The 23743-nt window shown below is 50.0% G+C and carries 25 protein-coding genes; 18 read left to right on the plus strand and 7 right to left on the minus strand.

Translation table 11 applies throughout. The features are described 5' to 3' along the window. Window positions 1-2: 2 nt before the first annotated feature. The 8 genes from AAFJ72_RS03725 (at window position 3) to AAFJ72_RS03760 (ending at window position 5361) form a co-directional block, all read left to right on the plus strand. Window positions 3-398, plus strand: a complete 396-nt coding sequence (locus AAFJ72_RS03725; RefSeq protein ID WP_122903010.1) for a DUF4280 domain-containing protein — start codon at window positions 3-5, stop codon at window positions 396-398. Window positions 399-421: 23 nt separating this feature from the next. Further along, the gene (locus AAFJ72_RS03730; RefSeq protein WP_432776109.1) at window positions 422-2908 is read left to right on the plus strand and encodes an HNH endonuclease; all 2487 of its coding nucleotides are present in this window, start codon (window positions 422-424) and stop codon (window positions 2906-2908) included. A 14-nt stretch (window positions 2909-2922) separates the two neighbouring features. Continuing rightward, a complete protein-coding gene (locus AAFJ72_RS03735; RefSeq protein WP_432776110.1) occupies window positions 2923-3375 on the plus strand; it encodes an SUKH-3 domain-containing protein in 453 nt (150 codons plus the stop codon). Window positions 3376-3545: 170 nt separating this feature from the next. Beyond that, window positions 3546-4022: a hypothetical protein gene (locus tag AAFJ72_RS03740; RefSeq protein ID WP_432776111.1), complete on the plus strand. Its 477-nt coding sequence runs from the start codon at window positions 3546-3548 to the stop codon at window positions 4020-4022. After that, window positions 4015-4137 carry a hypothetical protein gene (locus tag AAFJ72_RS03745; protein ID WP_432776112.1) on the plus strand — a complete coding sequence of 41 codons (123 nt, stop codon included), beginning with the start codon at window positions 4015-4017 and terminating at the stop codon, window positions 4135-4137. The genes AAFJ72_RS03740 and AAFJ72_RS03745 overlap by 8 nt, the downstream gene beginning before the upstream one ends. Before the next feature lie 81 nt (window positions 4138-4218). Continuing rightward, window positions 4219-4578, plus strand: a complete 360-nt coding sequence (locus tag AAFJ72_RS03750) for a hypothetical protein (protein WP_432776113.1) — start codon at window positions 4219-4221, stop codon at window positions 4576-4578. An 11-nt stretch (window positions 4579-4589) separates the two neighbouring features. Beyond that, the gene (locus AAFJ72_RS03755) at window positions 4590-4871 is read left to right on the plus strand and encodes an SUKH-3 domain-containing protein (protein WP_432776114.1); all 282 of its coding nucleotides are present in this window, start codon (window positions 4590-4592) and stop codon (window positions 4869-4871) included. A 115-nt stretch (window positions 4872-4986) separates the two neighbouring features. Continuing rightward, the gene (locus tag AAFJ72_RS03760) at window positions 4987-5361 is read left to right on the plus strand and encodes a DUF4372 domain-containing protein (protein ID WP_432776115.1); all 375 of its coding nucleotides are present in this window, start codon (window positions 4987-4989) and stop codon (window positions 5359-5361) included. Here AAFJ72_RS03760 and istB read toward each other — a convergent pair. The 3 genes from istB to istA are packed head-to-tail and all read right to left on the minus strand — an operon-like array spanning window position 5336 to window position 7583. Next, window positions 5336-6079 carry an IS21-like element helper ATPase IstB gene (gene istB, locus AAFJ72_RS03765; protein ID WP_432776074.1) on the minus strand — a complete coding sequence of 248 codons (744 nt, stop codon included), beginning with the start codon at window positions 6077-6079 and terminating at the stop codon, window positions 5336-5338. The two genes, AAFJ72_RS03760 and istB, sit on opposite strands and share 26 nt — an antisense overlap. Further along, window positions 6076-6975 carry a Mu transposase domain-containing protein gene (locus tag AAFJ72_RS03770; RefSeq protein ID WP_432776073.1) on the minus strand — a complete coding sequence of 300 codons (900 nt, stop codon included), beginning with the start codon at window positions 6973-6975 and terminating at the stop codon, window positions 6076-6078. Before AAFJ72_RS03770 ends, istB begins: the two co-directional genes overlap by 4 nt. A gap of 20 nt (window positions 6976-6995) precedes the next feature. Continuing rightward, on the minus strand, window positions 6996-7583 hold the full coding sequence (gene istA, locus AAFJ72_RS03775) for an IS21 family transposase (RefSeq protein ID WP_432776072.1): 588 nt from the start codon (window positions 7581-7583) through the stop codon (window positions 6996-6998). A 137-nt stretch (window positions 7584-7720) separates the two neighbouring features. Here istA and AAFJ72_RS03780 point away from each other — a divergent pair, with 137 nt between their 5' ends. From AAFJ72_RS03780 to AAFJ72_RS03790, 3 genes are all read left to right on the plus strand, one after another. Continuing rightward, on the plus strand, window positions 7721-8095 hold the full coding sequence (locus tag AAFJ72_RS03780) for a transposase (RefSeq protein ID WP_432776116.1): 375 nt from the start codon (window positions 7721-7723) through the stop codon (window positions 8093-8095). A gap of 361 nt (window positions 8096-8456) precedes the next feature. After that, entirely contained in the window at window positions 8457-10046 is a 1590-nt protein-coding gene (locus AAFJ72_RS03785) for a deaminase domain-containing protein (protein WP_432776117.1), read from the plus strand. Window positions 10047-10064: 18 nt separating this feature from the next. Continuing rightward, window positions 10065-10730, plus strand: coding sequence for an Imm3 family immunity protein (locus AAFJ72_RS03790; protein WP_432776118.1), 666 nt, complete (start codon window positions 10065-10067; stop codon window positions 10728-10730). Window positions 10731-11082: 352 nt separating this feature from the next. Here AAFJ72_RS03790 and AAFJ72_RS03795 read toward each other — a convergent pair whose 3' ends face one another. Further along, a complete protein-coding gene (locus AAFJ72_RS03795; protein ID WP_432776119.1) occupies window positions 11083-11718 on the minus strand; it encodes a YczE/YyaS/YitT family protein in 636 nt (211 codons plus the stop codon). A 204-nt stretch (window positions 11719-11922) separates the two neighbouring features. On the opposite strand from AAFJ72_RS03795, the gene AAFJ72_RS03800 reads away from it, so the two are divergent. The 3 genes from AAFJ72_RS03800 to AAFJ72_RS03810 all read left to right on the plus strand — a co-directional run bounded on the left by AAFJ72_RS03800 (window position 11923) and on the right by AAFJ72_RS03810 (window position 13849). After that, a complete protein-coding gene (locus tag AAFJ72_RS03800; RefSeq protein ID WP_432776120.1) occupies window positions 11923-12900 on the plus strand; it encodes a LacI family DNA-binding transcriptional regulator in 978 nt (325 codons plus the stop codon). A 162-nt stretch (window positions 12901-13062) separates the two neighbouring features. After that, entirely contained in the window at window positions 13063-13524 is a 462-nt protein-coding gene (locus tag AAFJ72_RS03805) for a DUF6884 domain-containing protein (protein ID WP_122903252.1), read from the plus strand. Between the two features lie 4 nt (window positions 13525-13528). Next, entirely contained in the window at window positions 13529-13849 is a 321-nt protein-coding gene (locus tag AAFJ72_RS03810; RefSeq protein ID WP_122903253.1) for a YciI family protein, read from the plus strand. A 64-nt stretch (window positions 13850-13913) separates the two neighbouring features. On the opposite strand, the gene AAFJ72_RS03815 is transcribed toward AAFJ72_RS03810, so the two are convergent. Further along, the gene (locus tag AAFJ72_RS03815) at window positions 13914-15272 is read right to left on the minus strand and encodes a TrkH family potassium uptake protein (protein WP_122903254.1); all 1359 of its coding nucleotides are present in this window, start codon (window positions 15270-15272) and stop codon (window positions 13914-13916) included. Window positions 15273-15795: 523 nt separating this feature from the next. Here AAFJ72_RS03815 and AAFJ72_RS03820 point away from each other — a divergent pair. Both AAFJ72_RS03820 and AAFJ72_RS03825 read left to right on the plus strand, forming a co-directional pair. Further along, a complete protein-coding gene (locus AAFJ72_RS03820) occupies window positions 15796-17547 on the plus strand; it encodes an ABC transporter ATP-binding protein (protein WP_432776121.1) in 1752 nt (583 codons plus the stop codon). A 5-nt stretch (window positions 17548-17552) separates the two neighbouring features. Further along, window positions 17553-19601: an ABC transporter ATP-binding protein gene (locus AAFJ72_RS03825; protein ID WP_432776122.1), complete on the plus strand. Its 2049-nt coding sequence runs from the start codon at window positions 17553-17555 to the stop codon at window positions 19599-19601. Window positions 19602-19726: 125 nt separating this feature from the next. On the opposite strand, the gene AAFJ72_RS03830 is transcribed toward AAFJ72_RS03825, so the two are convergent. Next, window positions 19727-20557 carry an undecaprenyl-diphosphate phosphatase gene (locus AAFJ72_RS03830; protein ID WP_122903258.1) on the minus strand — a complete coding sequence of 277 codons (831 nt, stop codon included), beginning with the start codon at window positions 20555-20557 and terminating at the stop codon, window positions 19727-19729. A gap of 214 nt (window positions 20558-20771) precedes the next feature. Between AAFJ72_RS03830 and AAFJ72_RS03835 the strand changes: the two genes are divergently transcribed. Next, window positions 20772-21098 (plus strand): DUF1904 family protein, encoded by a 327-nt coding sequence (locus AAFJ72_RS03835; RefSeq protein WP_432776123.1) that lies wholly within the window; start codon window positions 20772-20774, stop codon window positions 21096-21098. Between the two features lie 84 nt (window positions 21099-21182). Here the strand turns inward: AAFJ72_RS03835 and AAFJ72_RS03840 are convergent, their stop codons facing one another. Next, complete coding sequence (locus AAFJ72_RS03840) at window positions 21183-22112, minus strand: DMT family transporter (RefSeq protein ID WP_432776124.1); 930 nt, start codon at window positions 22110-22112, stop codon at window positions 21183-21185. A 112-nt stretch (window positions 22113-22224) separates the two neighbouring features. Between AAFJ72_RS03840 and AAFJ72_RS03845 the strand changes: the two genes are divergently transcribed. Further along, window positions 22225-23649 (plus strand): PLP-dependent aminotransferase family protein, encoded by a 1425-nt coding sequence (locus tag AAFJ72_RS03845; RefSeq protein ID WP_432776125.1) that lies wholly within the window; start codon window positions 22225-22227, stop codon window positions 23647-23649. Window positions 23650-23743 lie beyond the last annotated feature (94 nt).

Genomic DNA, 23743 nt, shown 5'->3' on the forward strand with positions numbered 1-23743 from the left:
TGATGCAGGGAGGAACGCGCTACGTGGTAAGAGGGGCGAAAATGCGCTGCAATTGCGGCAGCCACGCCAGGCGGATTAACTTGCCCGTCAGCCACGGCTCGTATGTGAACGGAAAACCGATGATGAACAGTGAAGATTACAAAGCGGGAGAAAATATTGCCCATTTCGGTATTTGCTCAAGTCCGTCCAATCCAAGCAACGCCACCATCTACTTGATCGCCGAAGACGGCCAAAACATTGCGGGTAAGCCATGCACGCCTCTCATCTGCGCTCCCTGGCTCCAGGCGAAGGAAGAGACGAGAGTAGAAGGCAAAGCAGCACTTACGACCGATTCCCAGCTCATCTGTGGCTACCAGGGCGTCATCCGGTTTCTCACAGACGGGCAGCATGACGAATAGATCCAAACGGAGGCAAATGAGGGATGACAGGGTATGAACGGATCCGGGTAACAGCGCCGTACCGGATCAAACGAATCGAAGACGTACGAATGGAGTGGAAACCGAACGAACACGCCCGGCTGTACCTGCGGGGCATCGTGGACGACAGCGAAACGGTAAATGCCGTGCTGCAAGCCGCCTCCGACGATGAAATCCGCCTGTATGACACGGATGGCGAAAGCGAAACCACGATTTTCAAGGGAGTCGTGACCTCTGTTCAAATCGCGCATCGGCAAGGCGTTTACGCGATTGAACTGGAAGGGCAGTCCGGAAGCTTCCAGCTCGATGTAACGAAAAAACGCCGCTCCTTCCAACAGGCAGACATGACCTATCCTAAGCTGGTCCAGGAAATCATCAAGACGTATCCCGGCTACAATGTGAATGTAAGCATCGGGGAAGGCGTCCAGATCGGCGAGCCGATCATCCAGTACGACGAGACAGATTGGGAGCTGCTCAGGCGGCTGGCCAGCCATTTTCACGGTGTTCTCGTCAGTGATATTATGGAGGCAACACCACGGTTTTCGTTTGGACTGCCGCAAGGGAAAAGCTATACGCTGTCAGATGATGTGGCGTATACGGCGAGCAAGGATTTGCTGGCGTACCAAAAAGCGGGCGGCGATGCAGCCGGCTTGCACGATACCGATTTTTTTACCTACGAAATCGAGTCCGGCGAGCGGTATACCATTGGAGATGAAATCTGGTTCCGCAACAAGCGGATGGTCGTCAGCGAAGTAAGGGCCCGGATGGAGCGGGGGCTGTTTGTTTATACGTATCGTTTGTCCCGGATAGACGGCATACGGCAGGAGCCGATCCACAACACGAAGCTCTCCGGTGTCTCGCTGGAAGGCAAGGTGCTTGCGGTCAAGGGCGAGCAGGTCAAGCTTCATCTGGAGATAGATGAGCAGCAGCCCAAGGAAACGGCGTATTGGTTTCCGTTTGCCCCGCCTACCGGCAATGTGATGTACTGCATGCCGCAGGTGGGCACAAACGCCAGTCTGTATTTCCCTGATGCGACAGGAAAGCGGGCAGTAGTGCTTGGCTGCGTCCGCAAAAACGGCGACAGTTGCGCGAAGACAGCCAACCCGAACATCCGCTATTTCGGCACGGAGCACGGAAGCGAACTGGAGCTTGCGCCTACCGTCCTTTCGATTGTGAGCGGAAGCAAGGAACCGTTGAAGATCACGCTGGACGATCACGTCGGGATTACGCTGACCAGCCATAAAAAGCTGGTACTGAACGCGAAGGAAGAGATTTCGCTCTACACCCCAAAGCGGGTCGTCATTCAGGCGCAAAGCCAGATTCTCGCCAAGAAAACGAATGCGCCAAGCGGCTTTTCGCTGGAGAGTGAGTATCACTTTCTGGGGACTGCTGTTCACGTGGAAGGACGGGACCGGACGACGTTCCCAGCGTTTGACGACGAGCCGAAGCAAGGAACACCCCCACCGCCGGAACCGCCGTTTGATTGGGGAAAGCTGGCTCTTTGTGTGTTAGGGGCTGTGGCGATTGTTGGGGCTGTGGCATTGACCGTAGCGACGTTTGGCGCTGGCGCGGTGATTGGAGCGGCAGCGGTGGGGGCTGCTCTCGGAGCAATAGGTGGCATAGTGATGACCGCCTCGTCCGATCTCATCAACGGGGAGGTGAGCAGTCCGTCCGCGTATATCAAAAGCGCTGCCCAAGGGGCCGTGATCGGCGCGGTATGCGGAGCGATTTTCGGCCCCGTTGCAGGGATCGGCGGAGGAGCGGTTGTGCCGCTGACAGGCGGACAAACGACCGTAGGGCTTGGCTCGGTCATGTTTATGGGGGGAACCTCGGGATATATTGATTATTCGCTGCGGGAACTGTGGGACGGGCGGACGCCGGATGGAGGCCAGGCGTTGGAGTCGTTTGCGGTTGGGGCAGCACTGGGCGGAGCTTTTTCCGTAGGGACGTCCTGGTTGGCGAAAGGTGCTGAGAGGGTTCGCGGGGCGTTGAAGCGCGGGGCGAGTTCGAAGGTTGAGGGGACGGGTAAACCCATACCTAATCCAAATTCAAAAGCTAGTTCACAAGTTATAAATCTAAAAAATGTAGATGAGGCTGCAAAACAATATGCGTCTAGCTTGAGAGATGGTATCCTTAATGGAACAATTAAGAAGACAACAGGCGGTAAGATTGATGCAAAAGTGTTAACTGTTGCAGTAGATAAAAAAACAGGCGAGATGTTTTATGGAATAAGTGGATCAAAAAATAACCCAACTAGGTTAAATGAAACACATCTAGATTTACAGCAAATTATTGATCGGAAAGGGGTATCCGAAACGAACTATCCATTAGATAACTGTGGAGAGTTTAATGCAATTAACCGTGCATTATTCAACGGAAACAAAATTACCGATCTGAAACTGTATACGATCAACATTAAATCTGGTGAGTTTAGAGCAATGTGTCTGAACTGTGATTCAATGTATAGTAAATTGGTTGAAATTATTAAATAACAAGGAGTGGAATCATGGAAGATAAGGTGCGAGATTTACTTCAAAAAGCAGGATGGTTTAAAGGGCGAGAAGTGGATATTAGTCAATACTTGGATTTTTTGAAGGATGAAGAATATTATATTTTTAAAGGTGCGACTGACTTTTTTAAAGAATATGGCGGTTTGATAATCCAATTTGAAAATCCAAAAAGATTAGGAAGCTATTTAACTTTAAATATTAACCCAATTGATGCAGCAAGCTCGATTTTTCGGGAAGTATCGAAGAGATATGAACGATATTGCAACGAGTCATTTGTTATTGTTGGAGAAATTCCGCTTATGGAAATGACTTGGTATATTTCTTCATCAGGTGCTTTTTACGGTGGAAACGATGATTTTCTTATTCATCTAGGAGATGATTTTTGTCAGGCACTTCACAATATAGTTAGCGGTGTCAAATTGGATGTTATCACTGTTGAAGATGAATAAGAGCGTATAGTGGATTTACAATCTAAAGCTTAGACTGTACAATACAACCAACAAACCAAACACTAAACCAATTCAGACACTTAATAAACTTTCAAAAGCTCTTTCCCACTTGAACCATGAGTAGGAATGAGCTTTTTTTGCATGCTCAAAATCAAAGGAGGAAAAGGAAAATGGCAAAACAGGCACAAAAAGTAGAGACAACATTGGGCTTAATTGCTCAGACACAAGCAGAGTATCAGGCAATCGTAGAAGAAGTGAGAGGTTTTTGTCAGAAAGCAAGAGCGTTACGGCAGCAGGTGGACGAGTTAAGACGATCTGGTAGTAACGACCCTCAAGTAGCAACAGAGATAAGCAAGCTACTGGAACATGCTGACTATTATAACCATTTAGCAGATCAGAAGGCTGGACACCCAAGAATGGAAATCCTGCGCCGTATAGATAGCTTGGTACGAGAAGCATCTGGATTGCGGGAGACTGTCCAGCACAATGAAAATGTATTAGCTCGTCAACAAATGGAACTGGAAGAGACAGAACGAGAAGCTGTGTTAATGGTAAAACGAGCAAAGGAACAAATACAGGAAACGGAACAGCTATTGGAGTCACAACGAGCAAAGCTGACAGAATTGGAGGGGAACAGAATTGAGTAGGAAGTTGATAAAAGAATTTGAACCACTAGAGGAGATTATTGAGTCGGCAAACGAGGAAGGAATCATTGAAATTGTAGATGACGAGGACATTATTGAATTGGTGATGGAGGAATAGACGAATGGAACAACTAAGCCCCGAAGCATTGGAAGTACGTCGAGAATACAGAAGAAAATACGAACGTGAGTATCGGCGCAAATGGAGACAGAAGCCGGAGAATCGTCTGAAAGCGATAATGGTGTCGGTATAGATTTTAGAACGGGTAAACCTAGATTTAATCCGACAGCATCGGACTTACACGATGAAACTAAAAAATTAATCGAAAAAACTAAACAAAGAGCGTTGGAAAAGCTTGGTAAGAACAGTTTTGAAAGATGGGAAGTAGAAAACTGTGCTGAAATTCAAGCCGTGAATCAAGCTTTTAAGGAAGGAGCTAAGCTTGAAGATATTATTTTGAGCACCATCTCTACAAAGGATGGAAAATATAAGGAGATGTGCAAGAATTGTAAAGTGACATTTGAGGAGTTTATTGTTGATATCCCTTTTAGTAAAAAATGAGGTGTTTATTTGTGGAAAGACTATCAATAAAAACCAAAAAAATATTAGAGAAGTCCGGGTGGACACCAGATCGAAAAAAGGATATTAGTTCACAAATAAAGTATCTAGAAGATAAAGGTTATGCAGTTTTCGATTGTGTAAAAGATGTACTAGAGCAATTTGATGGTTTAAAGTTCACGTATGAAGATAATGGAAACATAGAGGATTTCATAATAGATCCGAAGGAAGGGTTAGGGGATTTAGACAGGAGACATTATAAAAGATTTGAAGTCACTAGCGTTGCATTAATATAACCAGAACAAACATAATATTCAGTATTTTTATGTTGAATATGGAAGACACAAAAAAATCCTTTACAATGGAATGGTCAGGTAGTTTCTGTCCAAATCCACTGAAAGGATTACATGTATGGACAAGAATACCTTATTTTCGTCATTTGGTAAATGGGTTTCGCCTATTTTTTCGAAACGTTTTTTTGAAGATTTGGCTTCTAGTGATCACGACAAGTACGTCAAAAAGCTGACGACCTCCGCCTATCTCCTGTTGTTTCTGCATGCTCACCTTCAGCAGCGAGAAGGATTACGGGCGATTGCAGATGACGCGTTAGGAAGGAAATTTCAACAAGAACTTGGCTTTACCTCGATCAGTCCTTCCCAACTTGTGAATGTCAATCAAAATGTTGACCACCGTGCTCATCAAAAAATTGACCACCATGGCAAAAATCAATCCACCCGTCGGGTGGGTAACTTTTTCATGATCACGATCTTTGAATGCTCTGCTTAAAGCGATAACTGTCTCCATTCATTGCAAAGATATGGGCACGATGGGTAAGTCGATCAACCAGGGCTGACGTCATTTGCTCATCTTTGAAAATCTGTGTCCATTCCGTAAATTCCAGATTGCTGGTAATGATCATGCTTCCTTTCTCATAGCGGGCCGCACAAAATTGGAATAATAACTCCGCCCCGGTCCGACTCAGAGGGACAAACCCGACTTCATCCAAAATAATCAAATCCGTTTTCAACCATTGCCTCTCTAGCTGGAGGATTCGCTTTTGGGACTGAGCTTCCATAAGCTCGTTACATATTTTAGCGGCAGTCCAAAACTGAACGGAATAGCCATGATGGCAAGCTTCCTTCCCGAGTGCAATGGAGAGATGAGTTTTGCCAGTGCCAGAGTTTCCGATAAACATGATGTTCTCTGCCTTTTCGATGTACTCACAACGAGCCAGTTGAAGCAATTTGGGCTTATTGAGGGACGGAATCGCCGAGAATTCAAATTGATCGAGCGTTTTCATGGAAGGGAATTTGGCGTGCTTGATGTGACTCGCGATTTGGTTAGCATCCCTTTGCTGAACTTCTTGCTCTAGTAGGGCTAAGAGGAACTCCTCGTAAGGAATTTGCCGTTCAGCAGCATCATGGGCGATTTCCTTATAGACACGTTTAATCGCAGGTAAGCGAAGGCGTTTCGCGTAGGTTTCGAGCAGGAAACTCGTACTCAATGAACCACACTCCTTTTCTGTAACAAACGATTGTACTGGCTAAGATCTGGGGCCTTTACCTGAATACGTGGAACAGAGCTATCCTCCGCCAACGAGAGTTGGGGCAAACGGTGTTCCGGCAATGTTCGCTGAAGCAATAATTGCCTTACGGCATCATACTGGAACATCCCTTTTTGGCAGGCCTCCCCCAGTGCTTCTTCGACGAGAGAAGTATCGAATTCACGGTGCAAAAGCAAGAGACGAACAAACTCCTTCATCCCTCCCGGTCGGTTACGGCACTTGTCCAAGAACTTTTGGTAAATGGCGGGTAATCCTGCCTGATGCAATGGTCTAGCATAAAGAACTGCTCCTGGGCGAATAAGAAGTAAATCCAGATAATGATCGTATTGCAAAATCTCCTTTCCTTTTTCCAAGCACCGCTCATGCGTCGCAATCAGGCTTTTTCCGTGATACACTTCAATTTTTTCAGCAAATACTCGGCAAGTAAGTTGGGTCGATGCATAGGAAACCGGGACGGAATAGGCATTTTTTTCAATGTGGATCATGGATAGCGTATTGCTTTTCACGGGTACAACACGGAAACAATCCAATGGCCGTGGAGGCAATGGAAGCATGATGGGCAACTCTTGAACAAATGCTTCTCCAACCGTTAGGGAAGACCGGGGAACGGTTGTATTCTCGTAAGAGATACATTTTTCGAGGAGGATTTGATTTAGCTCCTCCAGAGAAGAAACACTAGGCACAGGTGTAAAAAATTGCCTCTGGACAAACTGTACGAGGTTCTCCACTTGGCCTTTTTGATGCCCTTTTCCCGGATCACAGAAATAGCTTTCAAACAGGTAGTGCGCACGTAGCTGAATAAATCGCTCTTGTTCCTCGCGATTTTTGCCTTCCAATACCTTCTTAACGGCTGTTGTCAGGTTGTCGTATGTGATGCTTGGGGAACTGCACCGAAAAATTCAAAAGCATCTACATGACCTTGGAGAAGAGCCTCTTGCTTCTGATGAGCAAATGTCTTGATGAAAATCTTTCTGCTGTACGTGCAACGCATACAAAAGACTTGAACCTTCACTTGTTTCCCTTGTAAATGAACCGTAACCTCACCCCAGTCAAATTGAGCAAATCGCCCTGGCGGGAAATCAAGAGGGACAAATGCTTTAGGAGGAGAAACGCGCAACTCTCTGACGTAGCGTCGTACAGTAGATTCACCGCCGGTGAATCCATGTTCGTCAACGAGTCTCTGGTAGATACGTTTGGCAGTATGACGCTGCTTCGGGGGAGTTTGTTCATCTTGACGCAGCCATTCCAAGATGATGGGCTTGACAAAATCAATGACTGGCTTCGGTTTCGGTTTTGAAAGCTGATATACAGGGATTTCCGTTGATGTCAAGGCTTTTCGTATCACTTGACGCGAGTAGCCAGTTTCGCGAGAAATTTGACGAATCGACTTCCCTAGCAGAAAGTGTTGTTTCCTGATAAACTCATAATTAGCCATCTGAAGCATTTCCTTTCCTCCTATATCTTGTTGTCTAGACAACTACAAGATACAGGAAAGAGGTGCTCAGGTGGTCAACTTTTTTATGAGCGATGTACCACTAGGTGGTCAATTATTAGATTAGCATTCACACACAGCAAAAGCGAATGAAACATGTCCTTCGCCTCATAGAGACAACCGATTCACAGGGAAATCCCCTCCTGCTGATCACGAATCGATGGGAGTTATCTGCCGAAGAAATCAGCGAGATGTATCGGAGTCGCTGGGCCATTGAAATCTTCTTTAAATGGTTGAAGCAACACGTGAAAATCACTTCGTTTTACGGAAAAAGCCAAGAAGCGGTTCTGAACCAAGTGTTCATTGCCCTGATCGCCTTTTGCTTACTTCTCTTGGCCAAAATCTTCTCTGCTTGCCAAGAAAGCTTGTTGCAAATCTATCGGTGGTTACGTGTGATGCTCTGGGAGGATAGCCGAATCTGGTGGGAGCGATTAACCTCGAAACGAAGAAAGCCTGATCCATAAGCAGGAAGGAAACGGTTGTGTAGCATCTGGTTTAAGTGTATATAAATGCCGAATGGACGGAACTACCTTTGTGGGTCACTCCGTTCTTTAGCCATTTGGAAGTGGAATTTAGTTCAGAAAAATCAGTTTATTAATCCTGGCGATTTTTATGCAACGCTAGTGAATAAATATATTTTCATTTCAAGTAAATAGCTGTAAAACTATGATGAATGGTTAATGAATCGTTTTATCGAATCAGTTTGAGACTGTAAAATATTTTGTGTAAACTAACAAGATCGTACAATAGAACCAACAAACCCAACACTAGATAAACTTTCAAAAGCTCACTCCTATTTTGATTTATGAGTAGGAATGAGCTTTTTTGTATGCTCAAAATCAGACGAACGCCAGCCTGTACTTCCCCGATGAGACAGGAAAGCGGGCGGTGGTGCTTGGCTGCGTCCGTAAAGACAGCGCCAGTTGCGCGAAGACAGCCAACCCGAATATCCGGTATTTCGGCACGGAACACGGAAGCGAGCTGGAGCTTGCGCCTACCGTCCTTTCGATTGTGAGCGGATGCAAGGAACCGTTGAAGATAACGCTGGACGATCACGTCGGGATTACCCTGACCAGCCATAAAAAGCTGACCCTGAACGCGAAGGAAGAAATCTCGCTCTACACGCCAAAGCGGGTTGTCATCCAGGCGCAAAGCCAGATTCTCGCCAAGAAAACGAATGCGCCAAGCGGATTTGCGTTGGAGAGTGAGTATCACTTTCTGGGGACTGCTGTTCATGTGGAAGGACGGGACCGGACGACGTTCCCAGCGTTTGACGACGAGCCGAAGCAAGGAACACCCCCACCGCCGGAACCGCCGTTTGATTGGGGAAAGCTGGCTCTTTGTGTGTTAGGAGCCGTGGCGATTGTCGGGGCCGTGGCATTGACGGTAGCGACGTTTGGTGCGGGTGCGGTGATTGGAGCGGCGGCAGTGGGGGCAGCTTTGGGAGCGATAGGCGGCGTGGTCATGACCGCCTCGAACGATCTCATCAACGGGGAGGCGAGCAGTCCGTCCGCGTATATCAAAAGCGCCGCCCAAGGGGCCGTGATCGGCGCGGTATGCGGAGCGATTTTCGGCCCCGTTGCAGGGATCGGCGGAGGAGCGGTTGTGCCGCTGACAGGCGGACAAACGACCGTAGGGCTTGGCTCGGTCATGTTTATGGGGGGAACCTCGGGATATATTGATTATTCGCTGCGGGAACTGTGGGACGGGCGGACGCCGGATGGAGGTCAGGCGTTGGAGTCGTTTGCGTTTGGGGCCGCGCTCGGAGGAGCTTTTTCCGTAGGGACGTCCTGGTTGGCGAAAGGTGCTGAGAGGGTTCGCGGGGCGTTGAAGCGGGGGGCGAGTTCGAAGGTTGAGGGGACTAGTAAAGGTAGTGATATACCAAAGAGTGTTGAAACGGTAAGCTATGAAAAAGTATATCCTACAAGACAGGTGGATGTAGATAGAGATCGCTATATTATTGACAAAGTAATAGAGTACAAAAGTAAACTTTCAAAAACTCTTCTAAAAAAAGATGGGAATTTTGCATTTGCTGACGTTGACATACCAGGTATCGAAAAGAAGGATTTTTATTCATACAGCAGCTTACACAAAACCTCAGGGAATCCAAATTACGAGGGTTTTTCTGTGAAACCAGATAATCCTAAGTTTGAGTCTACTCATGCACCCGATTCTGCAGGGGTGATTTATAAGAGAGACGCAGATACTGAATACAAAATATTAAATGATATTGCTGAGAGAATAGAAAAATTAAAAAATGAAGGTGTAAATATATCAGGAGGTAAAATAAGACTGTTTACAGAAAAAGATACCTGCGGAAGTTGTAGTAAAATAATAAAAGATTTTTCTGAAACATATAATATCGACATCGAAGTGATCCATAATTCTGGAAAGCCTATTGACCTTAACAACTAGTAAAAAGGAGACATTGGTATGGATTGGGAATATGAAGAGTTATTTGAAGCTTTTAACGAAGATTATATGAATTACAGAAGTGAAAACTTCAGTCCATGGGAATCTCTTGCTAGAACATGGGGGGAATACGAGAATGTCATTAACCGTGGAGAAATGGAGAAGGCAGTAATTTATGTTGCTTACGGAGAGAAGTTGTTGTTGCAGGAGAAGATTTTTACTAATGCAAAAAAATTAACTCTGGATGCTTTGAATACCTTAGATTTAGCCAAACTTCAATCTGTATTAGATGAAGAACAGATGGAAGAACTGCTTGCCAGACGGAGTAAAGTTCTCGAACAATTAGAGAGTAAACCGTTAGACCAATATCCTGTGGCTAGATGGTATTATCGTGAAATAACGGAAGAAGTAGTTGACTTTATTAACAAGAAACTTCAAGAAGCTGGTAGTAATGATCTTGTTTCAGTTGTCTTAAAAAGATTTGAAAGGGACTGTAAGAATACTATAGGTGAGAACATTATTATTAAAACAACTTTAATTGAATCTTTAATGGGGAAGGTGACAGAAAAAGAAAAGTTAGAACCAATAGTAAAAGAACTAAAAGAATTTAAAGTTGATGAGTTGGGGCAGCAGTTATCTGAAGACGAAAAAAAAGATCTACTATTGCGCATTAAAGCATGCATCTAACCCATATCAGGGTCTGTCCAGGGACTGTAAAATATTTTGTGTACACTAATAAAATCGCAAAATTGAACCAACAAACCAAGTACAAAAAAACTTGACAAGTACGCTCGATAAACATTCAAACAAGGCTTACTCCCCTGGAATATGAGGAGGAGTAAGCCTTTTTGCTCAGGCATTAAACAACGCCCGAAACTACAACAGCCGTTGCGCGTGAGCACAACCTGCAACTGCCAGCAACGAGGCGAGATGAGATAGAAAAGATCCCACCGCCGCCCCCAAAAATTCCCACCGATTTTCCACCGTCCAGTATAGCGACATTTTAACCGTGATCCCTTTTTCCCACACATCCAGGGAGCTACTGTTGCACCTGTGCTTCCGTCTCCCGATTGACGAGCGACAAAAGCTTGTTCCCCGCGTGGATGGCAGCCTGAATAATGTACCCAGTCGTAAACGACAGCACAATCGTCCCGTAATAAATCGGCCCGTCGAGCAAAAAGCTTAAGGTCAGAAACAGGCAGGCAAGCGAAATTTCCGTGCGGCGAAACGTCCATTTCATCCGCTTGGAGACGACGAGCACGAATGCTTCCTGTGGTGCTGTGCACACCTGCGTGCACACGTACAGCCCGATGCCGCTGCCGATGCACAGGTTGCCGAGCACCAGGGTCAAGAGCGGCGGCAGCGAGCGGATGCCGGCCATCAGGGTGTCAATCGAGCCGATCAGGTCGACAAAGACGGAGATCAGCACCATTACGACTACGGCTCCAAACGTAATGTAGCTGCGATCCATGAGTAATACGATGCAGACAAAAGTGAAGTTGATCGCAAACATCCAAAAGCCGATGGATATGCCGAAATTTTGAAACAGGGCAATAAACAGAGAGTCATAAGGGCTGAGGCCAAACGAGGTAATCGTCGTCATCATGTTGATGCCGAGTGCGAGAATGAGCAGACCCGTGATAAACAGGACGTATTCGAATTTGAAGCGAAACACGAACAGCACGACTCCTTTCATCTTTCCATCGGCAACAGGATAAAGTGTGGAACGCTTTTCATAGCAAGAAAAAAATGTGCCGAATGAATGAGCTTCCTGTCCTTCGCATTTGCACGGTATGTTTTTCAACTGGAGAAAAGGGGGCCTTTCCCGTTACTATGGAAGAGGATGACGGATTTTGATAAAACAGAGGGGTAATCAGGCTTGGCTAACATTCGAGAAATTGCGAAACTGGCGGGAGTATCTGTCTCCACCGTGTCGCGTGTCTTAAACAACCATCCGTATGTCAGCGAACAAAAACGCGCAGAAGTCATGCGGATCATCCAGGAGCGAAACTACGTGCAGAACAGCAACGCTGTCCACCTGTCGACGGGAAAAACGATGGTGGTCGGCGTGACGCTTCCGCTCGTCAACAATCAATATTACAGCTCGATCATCGAAGGCATTGCCGGAGAAGCAGCCCGGCATCAGTACAACCTGATGGTGTGCCAGACCAACAACAGCGCCGAGCAGGAGCAGAGCATTTTGCGCCTGCTGAAAAACAAGAAAATGGACGGCCTCATCATGTGCTCCCGGGCCAATGGCTGCGAAACGATTGACGAGTACGCCCAATACGGCCCGATCATCACCTGCGAGGCAAACGAGGCTGCTTTCGTGTCGAGCGTTCATATCGACCATTATCAGACCTTTCGGATCGGGATGGAGTATTTGCTCGGCAAAGGCCACCGGAAAATCGGCTATTGCATAGGCAGAAAAAACAGCTTCAACAGCCAGCACCGCAAACGGGCCTACCATGACATGCTTCAATCGGCAGGTGTAACCCCCGCACCCGAATGGGCTTTTGAAAACTGTCTGACCGTGCAGGACGGCAAAGACATCGCTCACCGCATCTGGCAAATGAACGAGCGGCCTTCTGCATTGATCGTCTCCTGCAATCACATTGCGGCGGGGATCGTCAAAGAAGCAGGCAGATTGGGGCTGCGCGTCCCCGAAGACCTGGCGATTGTCGGCTGTGACGATCAGCCGGTCGGCGAACTGCTGGAGATCACGACCGTATCTAGTCCGAGCAGCTTGATGGGGAAATACGCCTTTGAAATGCTGTACGACCGAATTGTCCACCAGCACAAGGAAAAAGAAGAAAGGGAGCTGCCGCCGCTTCTGGTAGAGAGGGGAACGACGTGACGTCCGACGGGACAGGCATCCTGCCACAGTGTAGAGATCAGGGCAACCGGGCAGGAGGCGGAGAATGGAAGTACGGATTGAATGTGCAAAAAAATGGATCATGCCGGATGTAGGACAAGCAGGCAGGAAAAGCCGGACGCAGATGGAAGGAGATACTACGAAGTGAGACGACGATTGTGCATCATCGCCTGTGGCGCGAAAAAGATATGGGATGTACACCCGGAGGCGGGGGCGACAGAGGCGCAGTACGTTTATCAAAGCGCGTTTCACAAGGCGAGTCAGGCATATGCCCGGACGTTTTTTTCCGAGTGGGCGATTTTGTCTGCCAAGCACGGCTTTTTGCTGCCGCATGATCGGGTGCCGGAAAATTACGATGTCGCTTTTGGCACGAAAAACGCGGAAATCATCCCGCTCGACCGCCTGATCCAGCAAGCGCGGGACAAGCAGCTCGACGGGGTGGAGGAAGTCGTCATGCTCGGCGGAAAGAAATTCAGGAGCATCATCCACGCTGTGTTTGGCGAGGAAAAAAGCAGCTTTCCGCTCGCGGATTGCCAGGGTATCGGCTATATGCTGCAAAAGCTGAACCAGGCTGTGGCAAACAGACAGGAAATCGGAAAGGGATGAGAGCATGGAGGCACTCCAACAGTTTTTGTACAAAATCAGGCTTGTTCCGCGGCTGCTGGACTCTGCAAACTGGACGGACAAAGAGCAAGAGATTGTCGGAGAGCATTTTCGCTACCTGCAAAAGCTGCTCGCAGACAACAGGCTGATCCTCGCGGGCCGCACGCAGAACATGGACGCGACGACATTTGGCATTGTGATTTTTCTCGCGGAATCAGAGGAAGCGGCACGACACGTCATGGAAAATGACCCTGCTGTCCGGCAAAACGTGATGACAGCCGAACTGTACCCGTATCGCGTCGCCCTGTACAACAGCGAGTGGAAGTGAAAAAAGACGAAGAGCCTGTGCATGAAAAACGCACAAGGCTCTTTTGCTTTGACGCCGTCTATGGTTACTGCCCGATGATGATCCGCTCTTTCGGATGGTGGTAGCGCATGATTCGATCGTCGCGCTTGAGGAACAGGAGCAGGTTGATAATCCCGATCCGCCCGATCATCATCGTAAAAATCAGGATGAGCTTTCCAGGCGTTCCCAGATGCTCGGTAACACCGGTAGTCAATCCGGTCGTACCAAAAGCCGAGCATACCTCAAACAAAATATGCTGGAACGGCAGATCCTCCAGCCAGACGAGCAAGATGACAGCGATGAACACAAGCACGATGGCGATGAAAAAGACGACAAACGACCGCATGATGTCTTCGTCCACCAGTTCCCGGCCGAATACTTTTACGTCTTTGTAGCCGCGCATGTTGGCAAATACGGTCGCGAGCAGGACAAAAAACGTCGTCGTGCGTATCCCCCCGCCCACACTGCTTGGCGATGCGCCAATAAACATCATCGCAGAGAGCATGAACAGCGTAGGGGCAGAAAACAGGCTGATGTCCAGTGTGGACAAGCCGCCGCTCCGCGAAGAAACGGAGTGGAACAACGAGTAGAACAGCGCTTCGTGCCACGTTTTATCCAGCAGAAAATGCTGGCGCTCGAACACGTAAATGAAGATGGCTCCGGCCACCACCAAGGAAAAAAACGTGAGCGTCGTAATCTTGGTAAACAGCGAGAAGGTAAAGCGCGCCTTCGCCCGGCGATAGGAGAAGTACGTCCGCAGCTCGACGAGAACGGGAAAGCCAATCGCCCCGCAAACAATCAACAGCATGACAATGAGCTGAAACGTATAGTCGTGCGCATAATCCAGCATGGAATTGCCTTGCAGGTCAAAGCCGGCGTTGGTAAAGGCGCTGACCGAGGCAAAGTAGCCGTGATAAAACGCGTCGTACCAATCGGTGTAATAGCCTGCAAGCAAGAAGTGCGCGCCCAGCAGTATCGTCCCGATCAGCTCGATGATGAGCGCCATGGCGAGAATGTTGCGCATCAGGCTAACCAGGCCGGACAGCGTGGAGCGATTGTGGTCGGTGGCAATCCAGATACGCTGCTCCAGACCGATCTGTTTGCCCATCAGCAGCCAGATGAATGTCCCGAGCGTCATGATTCCGATCCCGCCCACTTGAAAGAGCAAGGTCAGAAACAAAATGCCCCCTTGGTTGAACACCTCGTGAATCGTAATCACGGTCAACCCGGTGACGCTGATCGCACTCGCTGCGGTAAAGAGTGCATCGATAAAGGAAATCGACACGCCCTGCTTGTGAAAGAGCGGCAGCCACAAGAGAACCGCCGAGACCAGAATCAGCGCAACGTAGGAAAATACAATAATTTGCACGGAAGTCAAGCGACGTTTTTGGTTGGAAGATAACAAAATGAATGGCCTCCCGAATAAACTTCATGAAGGTAATCATACCAAAAAAAGTTAGAGAGCAAAAATGCTTTGTTTCTTATACAGAGGGCAAAGAACTTGGGGGGCGAGAGAAGGTAACCCGTAAGGAATGATGCGGGAAAATCATTGCAGGCAATATCAGATTCGCGTCCGTGCGTGCAGTGGAAAATAATTTGTTGACAATTCCGGCAAATCAATGGTAAAGTTCAAAATGTATTATTTGGAAAACAAAATTTTACGAAAAGGTGGGACTGTCATGAAAAGCAGTGTAATGAACAAAATGCACAACTGCATACATGACGTAACCCCTCCTTTGATGCACGCTGTGTAGTGTTTCCCGACTCCGTCAAATGGCGCAGGTTACTGTCTTTGTAGCCTGCGCTTTTTTATTTGATTCTTAGGATGCAGATAAAAAGGCATGTTGCCCAAGCGGCGATATGCCTTTTTTCGCCTCCAAATTCCTAGTAAGAGGACGCCCGGTTGGGACGAAAGGAGAGAGCGGCAGATGTTTTCGGTTTTTGCAAAGCTGGACTGGTTTTTCAAGGAGCACTGGAAGCGTTACACAGCAGCGATTCTGCTGCTGATCCTGGGCGGCATCCTGGAGATTATCCCGCCGAAAATCATCGGGGTGGCCATCGACGAGATTCAGCTGGGGACATTGACAGGCGAGCGGCTTTGGCACATTTTGCTGTTTTATGTGGTGCTGGCTGTCGCGACGTATGGCGTCAACTTCGTCTGGATTTACAAGCTGTTCGGGGGCGCTTTTTTGGCGGAGCGGACGCTTCGTTCCAAGCTGATGAGGCACTTTTTGCGGATGACGCCGACGTTTTATCAACGCAATCGCACCGGGGACCTGATGGCCCGGGCAACGAACGATCTGAAAGCCGTCTCGATGACGACGGGGTTCGGCATTCTCACACTGGTCGATTCGGTCAGCTTCACAGGCGTCATCATTGTGACGATGGGCTTTTTAATCAGTTGGAAGCTGACGCTGGCGGCGATTCTTCCGCTGCCGTTCATGGCGTATGCGATCAACCAGTACGGCAAAAAAATTCACGAGCGCTTTTCCCGTGCACAGGATTCGTTTGGCGAGCTGAACGACCGCGTGCTGGAATCCGTCGCAGGCGTCCGGGTGATTCGCGCCTACGTGCAGGAGACGGCGGACCAGGAGCGGTTTGCAAGCAAAACGGGTGAGGTGTACCAAAAAAATATCGAGGTAGCCAAAGTCGACTCGCTGATTGAACCGACCGTGAAAATTTTGGTGGGTATCAGCTACATGATCGGCTTGATCTACGGCGGCTATCTGGTGTTCCGGCAGGAGCTGACGCTGGGCGAGCTGGTGGCGTTCAACGTCTACCTGGGGATGCTGATTTGGCCGATGTTTGCGATTGGCGAGCTGATTAACGTCTTGCAGCGGGGAAGTGCCTCGCTTGATCGGGTCAACGAGACACTGGCGTACGAAGCAGACGTAACCAATCACGCGCATCCGGTGCAGCTTGCGGTTCCGGAGACGATTCGCTTCGAGCGGGTGAGTTTTCGCTATCCGGGGACGAACCAGGATCAGTTGCAGGACGTTTCTTTTACTTTGCACCGCTCGCAAACACTTGGGATCGTCGGGCGAACCGGCAGCGGCAAATCGACGCTGCTTCGGCAGTTGCTGCGGGAATTTCCGCTCGGGAGAGGTGCGATTACGATCAACGGGGTCCCGCTGGAACAGATCAAGCTGGACAACATCAAAAGCTGGATCGGCTACGTGCCGCAGGAGCAGATTTTGTTCTCCAGGACCGTGCGGGAAAACGTTTTGTTCGGCAAAAAGGACGGCAGCGAGGAACAGTTGCAAAACGCGCTTAGGCTGGCAGCGTTCGCAAAAGACGTACAGTTTTTGCCGGAGGGACTCGACACGCTGGTCGGGGAAAAAGGAGTGGCGCTGTCAGGCGGGCAAAAGCAGCGGGTGTCGATTGCCCGGGCGCTGATGGTTGACCCGGAAATTTTGATTCTCGACGATGCGATGTCAGCTGTTGACGGCAAGACGGAGGCGGAAATGATCGCCAACATTCGCCGGGAGCGGGCAGGCAAAACGACGCTGATTGCCACCCATCGCCTGTCTGCCGTTGCCCATGCCGACTGGATTCTCGTCATGGATGAAGGAAAGGTGGTCGAGGAAGGAACGCATGACCAGCTCCTGGCGCGCGGCGGCTGGTACAAGGAGCAGTTTGAAAAGCAGCAAATCGAAGCACAGTTGACAGAAGGCGGGTGATGAGGATGAGTACGGGAAAAAGGCTGTTTCGTTATGCCTGGTTATTTAAAAAGACGATTGTGCTCGCTCTCCTGATGCTGTCCGCTGCGGTTGGCGCGGAGCTGACAGGGCCGTTTTTGGCGAAAAAAATGATCGACACGCACATACTCGGCATTGAGTTTCCGTGGTACGAGACCGAACAACAGGCAGATTCTGTCTTGTATAGGGAGAAGTGGTACACGCGGGAGGACCATTTGGCGGCAGACGAGCGCGCGGGCCAGCAAGTGCGGATTTTGCAGGTCGGACGGGACTTTTACTTCATCGGCCAGCCGCTTGCTTTTGATGGAGAGCGAACCGTTGCCGACGGAAAGCTGACGATTGAGAGCGGCTCGCGGCAGGCGGTCTATCCGGCTGTGCTGCTTTCCAATCAGGAGCTGTTCGCATTTTTCCGCCCGGAGACGAGCGGCTTGCTCGTCCTGGCAGCGGCTTATCTCGGTTTGCTGGTGGCTGCCGGACTTTTTCATTACGGGCAAAAGTATTTGCTGCAAAAAGCGGCCAATCTGGTAATCCGCAAGCTGCGCATGGACGTGTTCGCCCATATTCAGCGGCTGCCGATCACGTACTTTGACAACCTGCCTGCGGGAAAAATCGTCGCCCGTGTGACGAATGACACTGAGGCGATTCGCGAGCTGTTTGCCAATGTGCTCGCCTCCTTTTTCACCAGCGGGATTTACTTGATCGGGATTTTCGTTGCGCTGTTTGTGCTCGATGTCCGCCTGGCGCTCGTCTGTCTGGCGATTTTGCCGATCATGGCAGTCTGGATTGTCTATTACCGCAAACGCGCCTCTGCCTTTAACCACGTCATTCGCGCGCGCATCAGCGACATCAACGGCATGATTAACGAATCCATCCAGGGAATGCCGATCATCCAGGCGTTTCGCAGGGAAAAAGAGACGATGCGGGAATTTGGCGAACTGAACGAAGAACTGTTCACCTACCAAAACAAAATGCTGCGGCTCAATGCCACCGCGTCCTTCAATCTGGTGCAACTCGTGCGCAACGCGGCGTTTGTGCTGTTCATCTGGTATTTCGGCGGGGCGTCGCTTGGGGTGGGCACGCTGTTTTCGCTCGGCGTCCTGTACGCGTTTGTCGATTACCTCAACCGCCTGTTCCAGCCGATTACGCAAATTGTGAATCAACTGGCGAATCTGGAGCAGTCGCTGGTGGCTGCGCACCGCGTGTTCGAGCTGCTCGACGAGGAAGGGATCGAGGTCGATGCAGGCAAAATCCCGCGCTATCAGGGCAGTGTCCGCTTTGACAACGTTTCTTTTGCTTACCAGGATGACCAGTACGTGCTGAAAAACATTTCATTTGCGGCGTCTCCGGGAGAAACGGTGGCACTGGTCGGGCATACCGGTTCGGGGAAAAGCTCGATCATCAACCTGCTGTTTCGTTTTTACGACGCCAACAGCGGGACGATCACCATTGACGGGAAAAACGTCATGGAGATGCCCAAGCAGCACATTCGCCAGCATATGGCGATCGTGCTGCAGGACCCGTTTTTGTTCACGGGGACGATCCGTTCCAACGTAAGCCTGGACGATCCGGCGATTTCTCCGGAAAAAGTGGAGAAGGCTCTGTGCGACGTCGGCGCAGATCAGCTCCTGCGCACCTTGCCGCTCGGCTTTGACGAGCCTGTCATCGAAAAGGGCAGCACGCTCTCGCTCGGCCAGCGCCAATTGATTTCGTTTGCCCGGGCGCTGGCGTTCGACCCGGCGATTCTCGTCCTGGACGAAGCGACAGCCAACATTGATACGGAGACGGAAGGAATCATCCAAAACGCGCTGGAAGTGCTGAAAAAAGGCCGAACGACGTTCATCATCGCTCACCGATTGTCGACGATCAAAAACGCCGATCAGATTTTGGTGCTGGATCGGGGGAGAATTGTCGAGCGGGGAAGGCACGAAGAACTGATGGAGAAGCGCGGCAAGTATTATCAAATGTACCAGCTCCAGCACGGCCAAAAGGATACGCTGGTTGCGAGCGCTCTGCAAGGGGATGTTTCCACGGCTTGAGGACAAAGAAAAAGCTGCCTGTCCAAAAGAAAAGCTGCCCCCGCGCTGGTTGTGACAGGCATTCAGGGGCGCTTCAACGGCCAAAGGCAGCTTTTTTTCTTGGAATGTGCCTAGCAAAGGCTGTTCTACAAAATGAAGAAGTAGATGACCGCAGCAAGCGCGATGCGGTACAGGGCAAACGGAACGAGCTTGATTCGGTTGATAAGCTTCAGGAAGAAGCGGATCGCAAGCAAGGCAAACAAAAAGGCGCTGATAAAGCCGACGATGAAAAACGGCAAGGAATCGGCGGTGATGTACTGCCAATGCTTCAACAGCGACAAAAAGCTGGCGCCCGCCATGACGGGAACGGCCATGATAAACGTAAAGTCGGACGCCGCTCTGTGGCTGAGCCCCAGCAGCACGCCGCCGGAAATGGTCGAGCCGGAGCGCGAAAAGCCAGGCCACAAGGCGATGCATTGAAACAGCCCGATCAAAAATGCCTGCTTGTACGTCATTTGGTCAACGGTGGTGACTTTCGGGCGGCCTGGTCTGAACCAGTCGGCGGCGATCATCAGCAGCGCCCCGGCGACAAGTCCGATCAGCACCGTATGGATGGAGAAAAGATATTCGTCAATGTAGTCTTCAAAAATCAGCCCGAGCACAGCGGCAGGCAACAGCCCGACGATCACTTGCGAGAGACGGAGCTTGTGGCCTGGGCCGTTGCCATCCGGCGACATTTTTTTCAAGCCCAGCAAACTTAAAAAACGGTCTTTGAACACGATCACGGCAGCGAGAATTGAGCCGAGCTGGATCACGACCTTGAACGTGTTGGCGACTTCCGGAGAAAACAGCTCTTTTGAGTGCAGCAAAGTATCGTCGACAATAATCATGTGCCCGGTCGAAGAGACGGGCGCAAATTCAGTCAGACCTTCTACCAGACCGAGCACGAAGGCCACGAAAATATTCCACAAATCCATATGTACTCACCTTTCCGATTGGCGTGCGGTATGTTTTGGTTCTTGACCCTTTATTTTTGCGATACTTTCACAGTTATGTCAATAGCAACATGCTGCCATCGGTTCGGGGGTGTCTTGACGAAAGCTCTTCCAAGCCCGCCACCTACTCTTTTTGCCTGCCAAGCGGTATGATAGATGATAGAAATAAAGCTTTTGACCAACAGGAGGTTCGAGCATGCCACATCTCATCGTTCGCGGCATACAGGCCGAGCAAATGGCAACGATCAGCGAGCCGCTGACAGAAGAACTTGCCGCTCTCTGCCAGTGCGGGACAGACAATTTCACCATCGAGTGCTTGCAGACGACAGGCGTTTTTGGCGGAGAGGTAGTAGCGTCTTTTCCATTTATCGAGGTAGGCTGGTTTGAGCGAGGACAGGAAACCCGCGACCAGTTTGCCAAAATTGTTACCAAGCACGTCCTCTCGCTCGGCATACCGGAAGTAGAGATGGCCTTTGTCGCCTATCAAAAAGAAAGCTATTATGCCAACGGCGAGCATTTCTAGCAAGAACGACAGCCGCTGTCGATTTCCCGGGAAAGAAATGGACGATTCGACAGGCGCAAAAAAAGCCCAACAAAGAGCACAAGGCTACTTTGTTGGGCTTTCTGCATGTTGGAGCGGCGCTTTTTTGGCGACCAACTGCTTTAATGTTTTCAGGTTAATCATGACGATCCCGACGATAATCGCGATGCCCCCTGCCAGCGACGACCAATAGAGCGGCTCCTGGTACAATGCAACCCCGAGAGCGAGGGCGATCAGCGGTGAAATGTACAGCCATGTAGAAGGAAAGAGCGGGTTCGTTTTCGCTACCAGCCAGTAAAAGATGGTGTGCCCCATCATCGAGCCGACAAAAGTCAAGTAAAGCAGCGCGAAGACGGACTGGGATGAAAGCAGAAACTCCATGTGCACTTGCTCGGTAAAGGCGGAGGTGAGAAGCAGCAGAATGCCTCCGTACATCATTTGCGCCGCGTTTAACGTGATCGGCGACACCTCCTTGAACTGCTGAGAGACGTGACGGGAGTACACAGCACCTGCGGCATAAAACAGTTGGCCGAACAGGACGGCAACACAGCCAGCGACCCAGAGCATGCTGATCGAAAAGGTCAACCCAGGCAAAAGCAGCAAGACGACACCGACAAATCCGATAAGGCAACCTGCCCAGGAACTGGCGGAAAGCTTTTGGCGCGAAAGCCCGGTCTGCAGCAGCATGACCATCAGCGGAGCGGTCGCTGACAAAACCGCCGCAATGCCAGAACTCAAATACTGCTCTGCCCAATACAAGGTGGCAAATACGCCATACGTCAGGCAAATTCCGGTGATGGCCATCTCTTTGCGCAGCAGGATGGAGAGGGACGCTTGCTTTTTCCAGGCCATGACGGCAAACAAGACCAGGCCCGCGAGAAAAAAGCGAACCCCTGCCGAGAAAAAGGGAGGTGCTCCCGCGTCAATTCCTACTTTAATCGCTAAAAACGTCGTTCCGAAGATCAGACACATCACGAAGTAATTGACAAATACCATGGTGATTCCTCCTTTTCCCTATCTTAACGGGAGAGGAACAGAACAGATGAAATCGAATAGAACAGATAGTAAGGCTGTCAGCTACGATGGAGAAGGAAGGGGGAAAGCCAGCATGAAACGACATGGCTTGTCCAGCATTCATGCCGAGAAGCTGTTTGAACAGGTTTATGACTATTTGCTTTCGGGAATCAGGCGCGGAGACTGGAAGACGCATGAAAAGCTCCCGTCTGTCCGGGCGCTGGCGCTGGAGATGAACGTGCATCGCCTGACGGTGTTCAAGGCGTACCAGTTGCTCAAGCAAAACGGCTATGTGTACGTCAAGGATAAATCCGGCTATTTCGTTCAGCCGAGCGAGTTATTGCCGGCTGGCCCGTGGAACGACCCGATTGTTTCGGCTTACGTCCAGAAAAGCCACCTTTCGGAAATTCACCAGGTTCAGGCGACCTACCAGTTTTCCAAGGCGCTGATCGACCCGAATTTGTTGCCCAACCTGTACTTTTCGGAATACGTGAAGAGAGTGTTTGACCTGTATCCGAAAGTGCTGGGCACCTACTCGACTACGCAGGGGGATCAGGAGCTGCGCGAGGCTTTGTGCCGCTATTATACGGAGCGGTTCCGTTTTTATTTGACCCCGGAAGAGCTGATGGTCACGTCCGGCTCCCAGGAAGCAATCGACCTGATTGCCCGTGTTCTTGTCAAACCGCGAGACGTGGTTTTGCTGGAGCGGCCAACCTACAGCCCAGCGATTGACGTTTTTCTCCGGCAGGGCGCGCACATTTTGTCGGTCGAGATCCGGCAGCACGGGTATGACCTGGAACAGGTGGAGCGGCTCATGCAGACGCACAAGCCGCGGCTGTTCTATCTCAACCCTACGTTTCACAATCCGACGGGCTACACGGTTTCGCGTGAACAGCGCAAGCGGCTGGTGGAACTGGCCGAGAAGTATCAATGTCTGCTGATCGAGGATGATCCATGCCGGGATCTTTACTTTGCCAAAGAGCCGCCCCTGCCGCTTTTTTCCTATGACACGGCCGGATATGTCATTTACTTGCGCAGCTTCAGCAAATACGTGGCTCCCGGTCTCGGCATCGGGACGATCGCCTGCCGCCCTTCGCTCATGGCTTACCTTCTCAGTGCCAAGGCATTGTCTGACAGCGGAACGCCGTTATTGAACCAAAAAATCTTTTTGCACTATTTCTTTTCCGAGCGGATGCAGCAGCATTTGCAAAAGCTGCGCACGGCGCTCGCCATCCGCCGGGACATCATGGAGGAGGAGCTGGCTGCAACAGACTGGGAATGGAGCAGCCCGACTGGCGGATTCAACCTGTGGATCAAGCTGCCGGACTCGACCCCGATGGAAAAGCTGCTCGGTACGTGCATGGAGCAGTCCATTACATTTGTCCCCGGCACGATTTGCGATCCCAGGCGAGAGCTTGCCACGTGGATTCGGCTCAGCTATTCGTATTTGAATGAGCAGCAGCTTCGGGAGGGGATCAGGAAGTTTGTGGGGCAGGTGCTTGCTTTGGGGGGCGAATAGCTCGTGCGTCATTATGCCGACTTGCTGCCGTTGCCTTTGCATACAAAAAACAGACTCTGGTTAAAAAGGAGTCTGTTTTTTCGTAGCGCCTCAC

The sequence above is a fragment of the Brevibacillus gelatini genome, from assembly GCF_050920745.1.
GTDB classification, from domain to species: domain Bacteria; phylum Bacillota; class Bacilli; order Brevibacillales; family Brevibacillaceae; genus Brevibacillus; species Brevibacillus gelatini.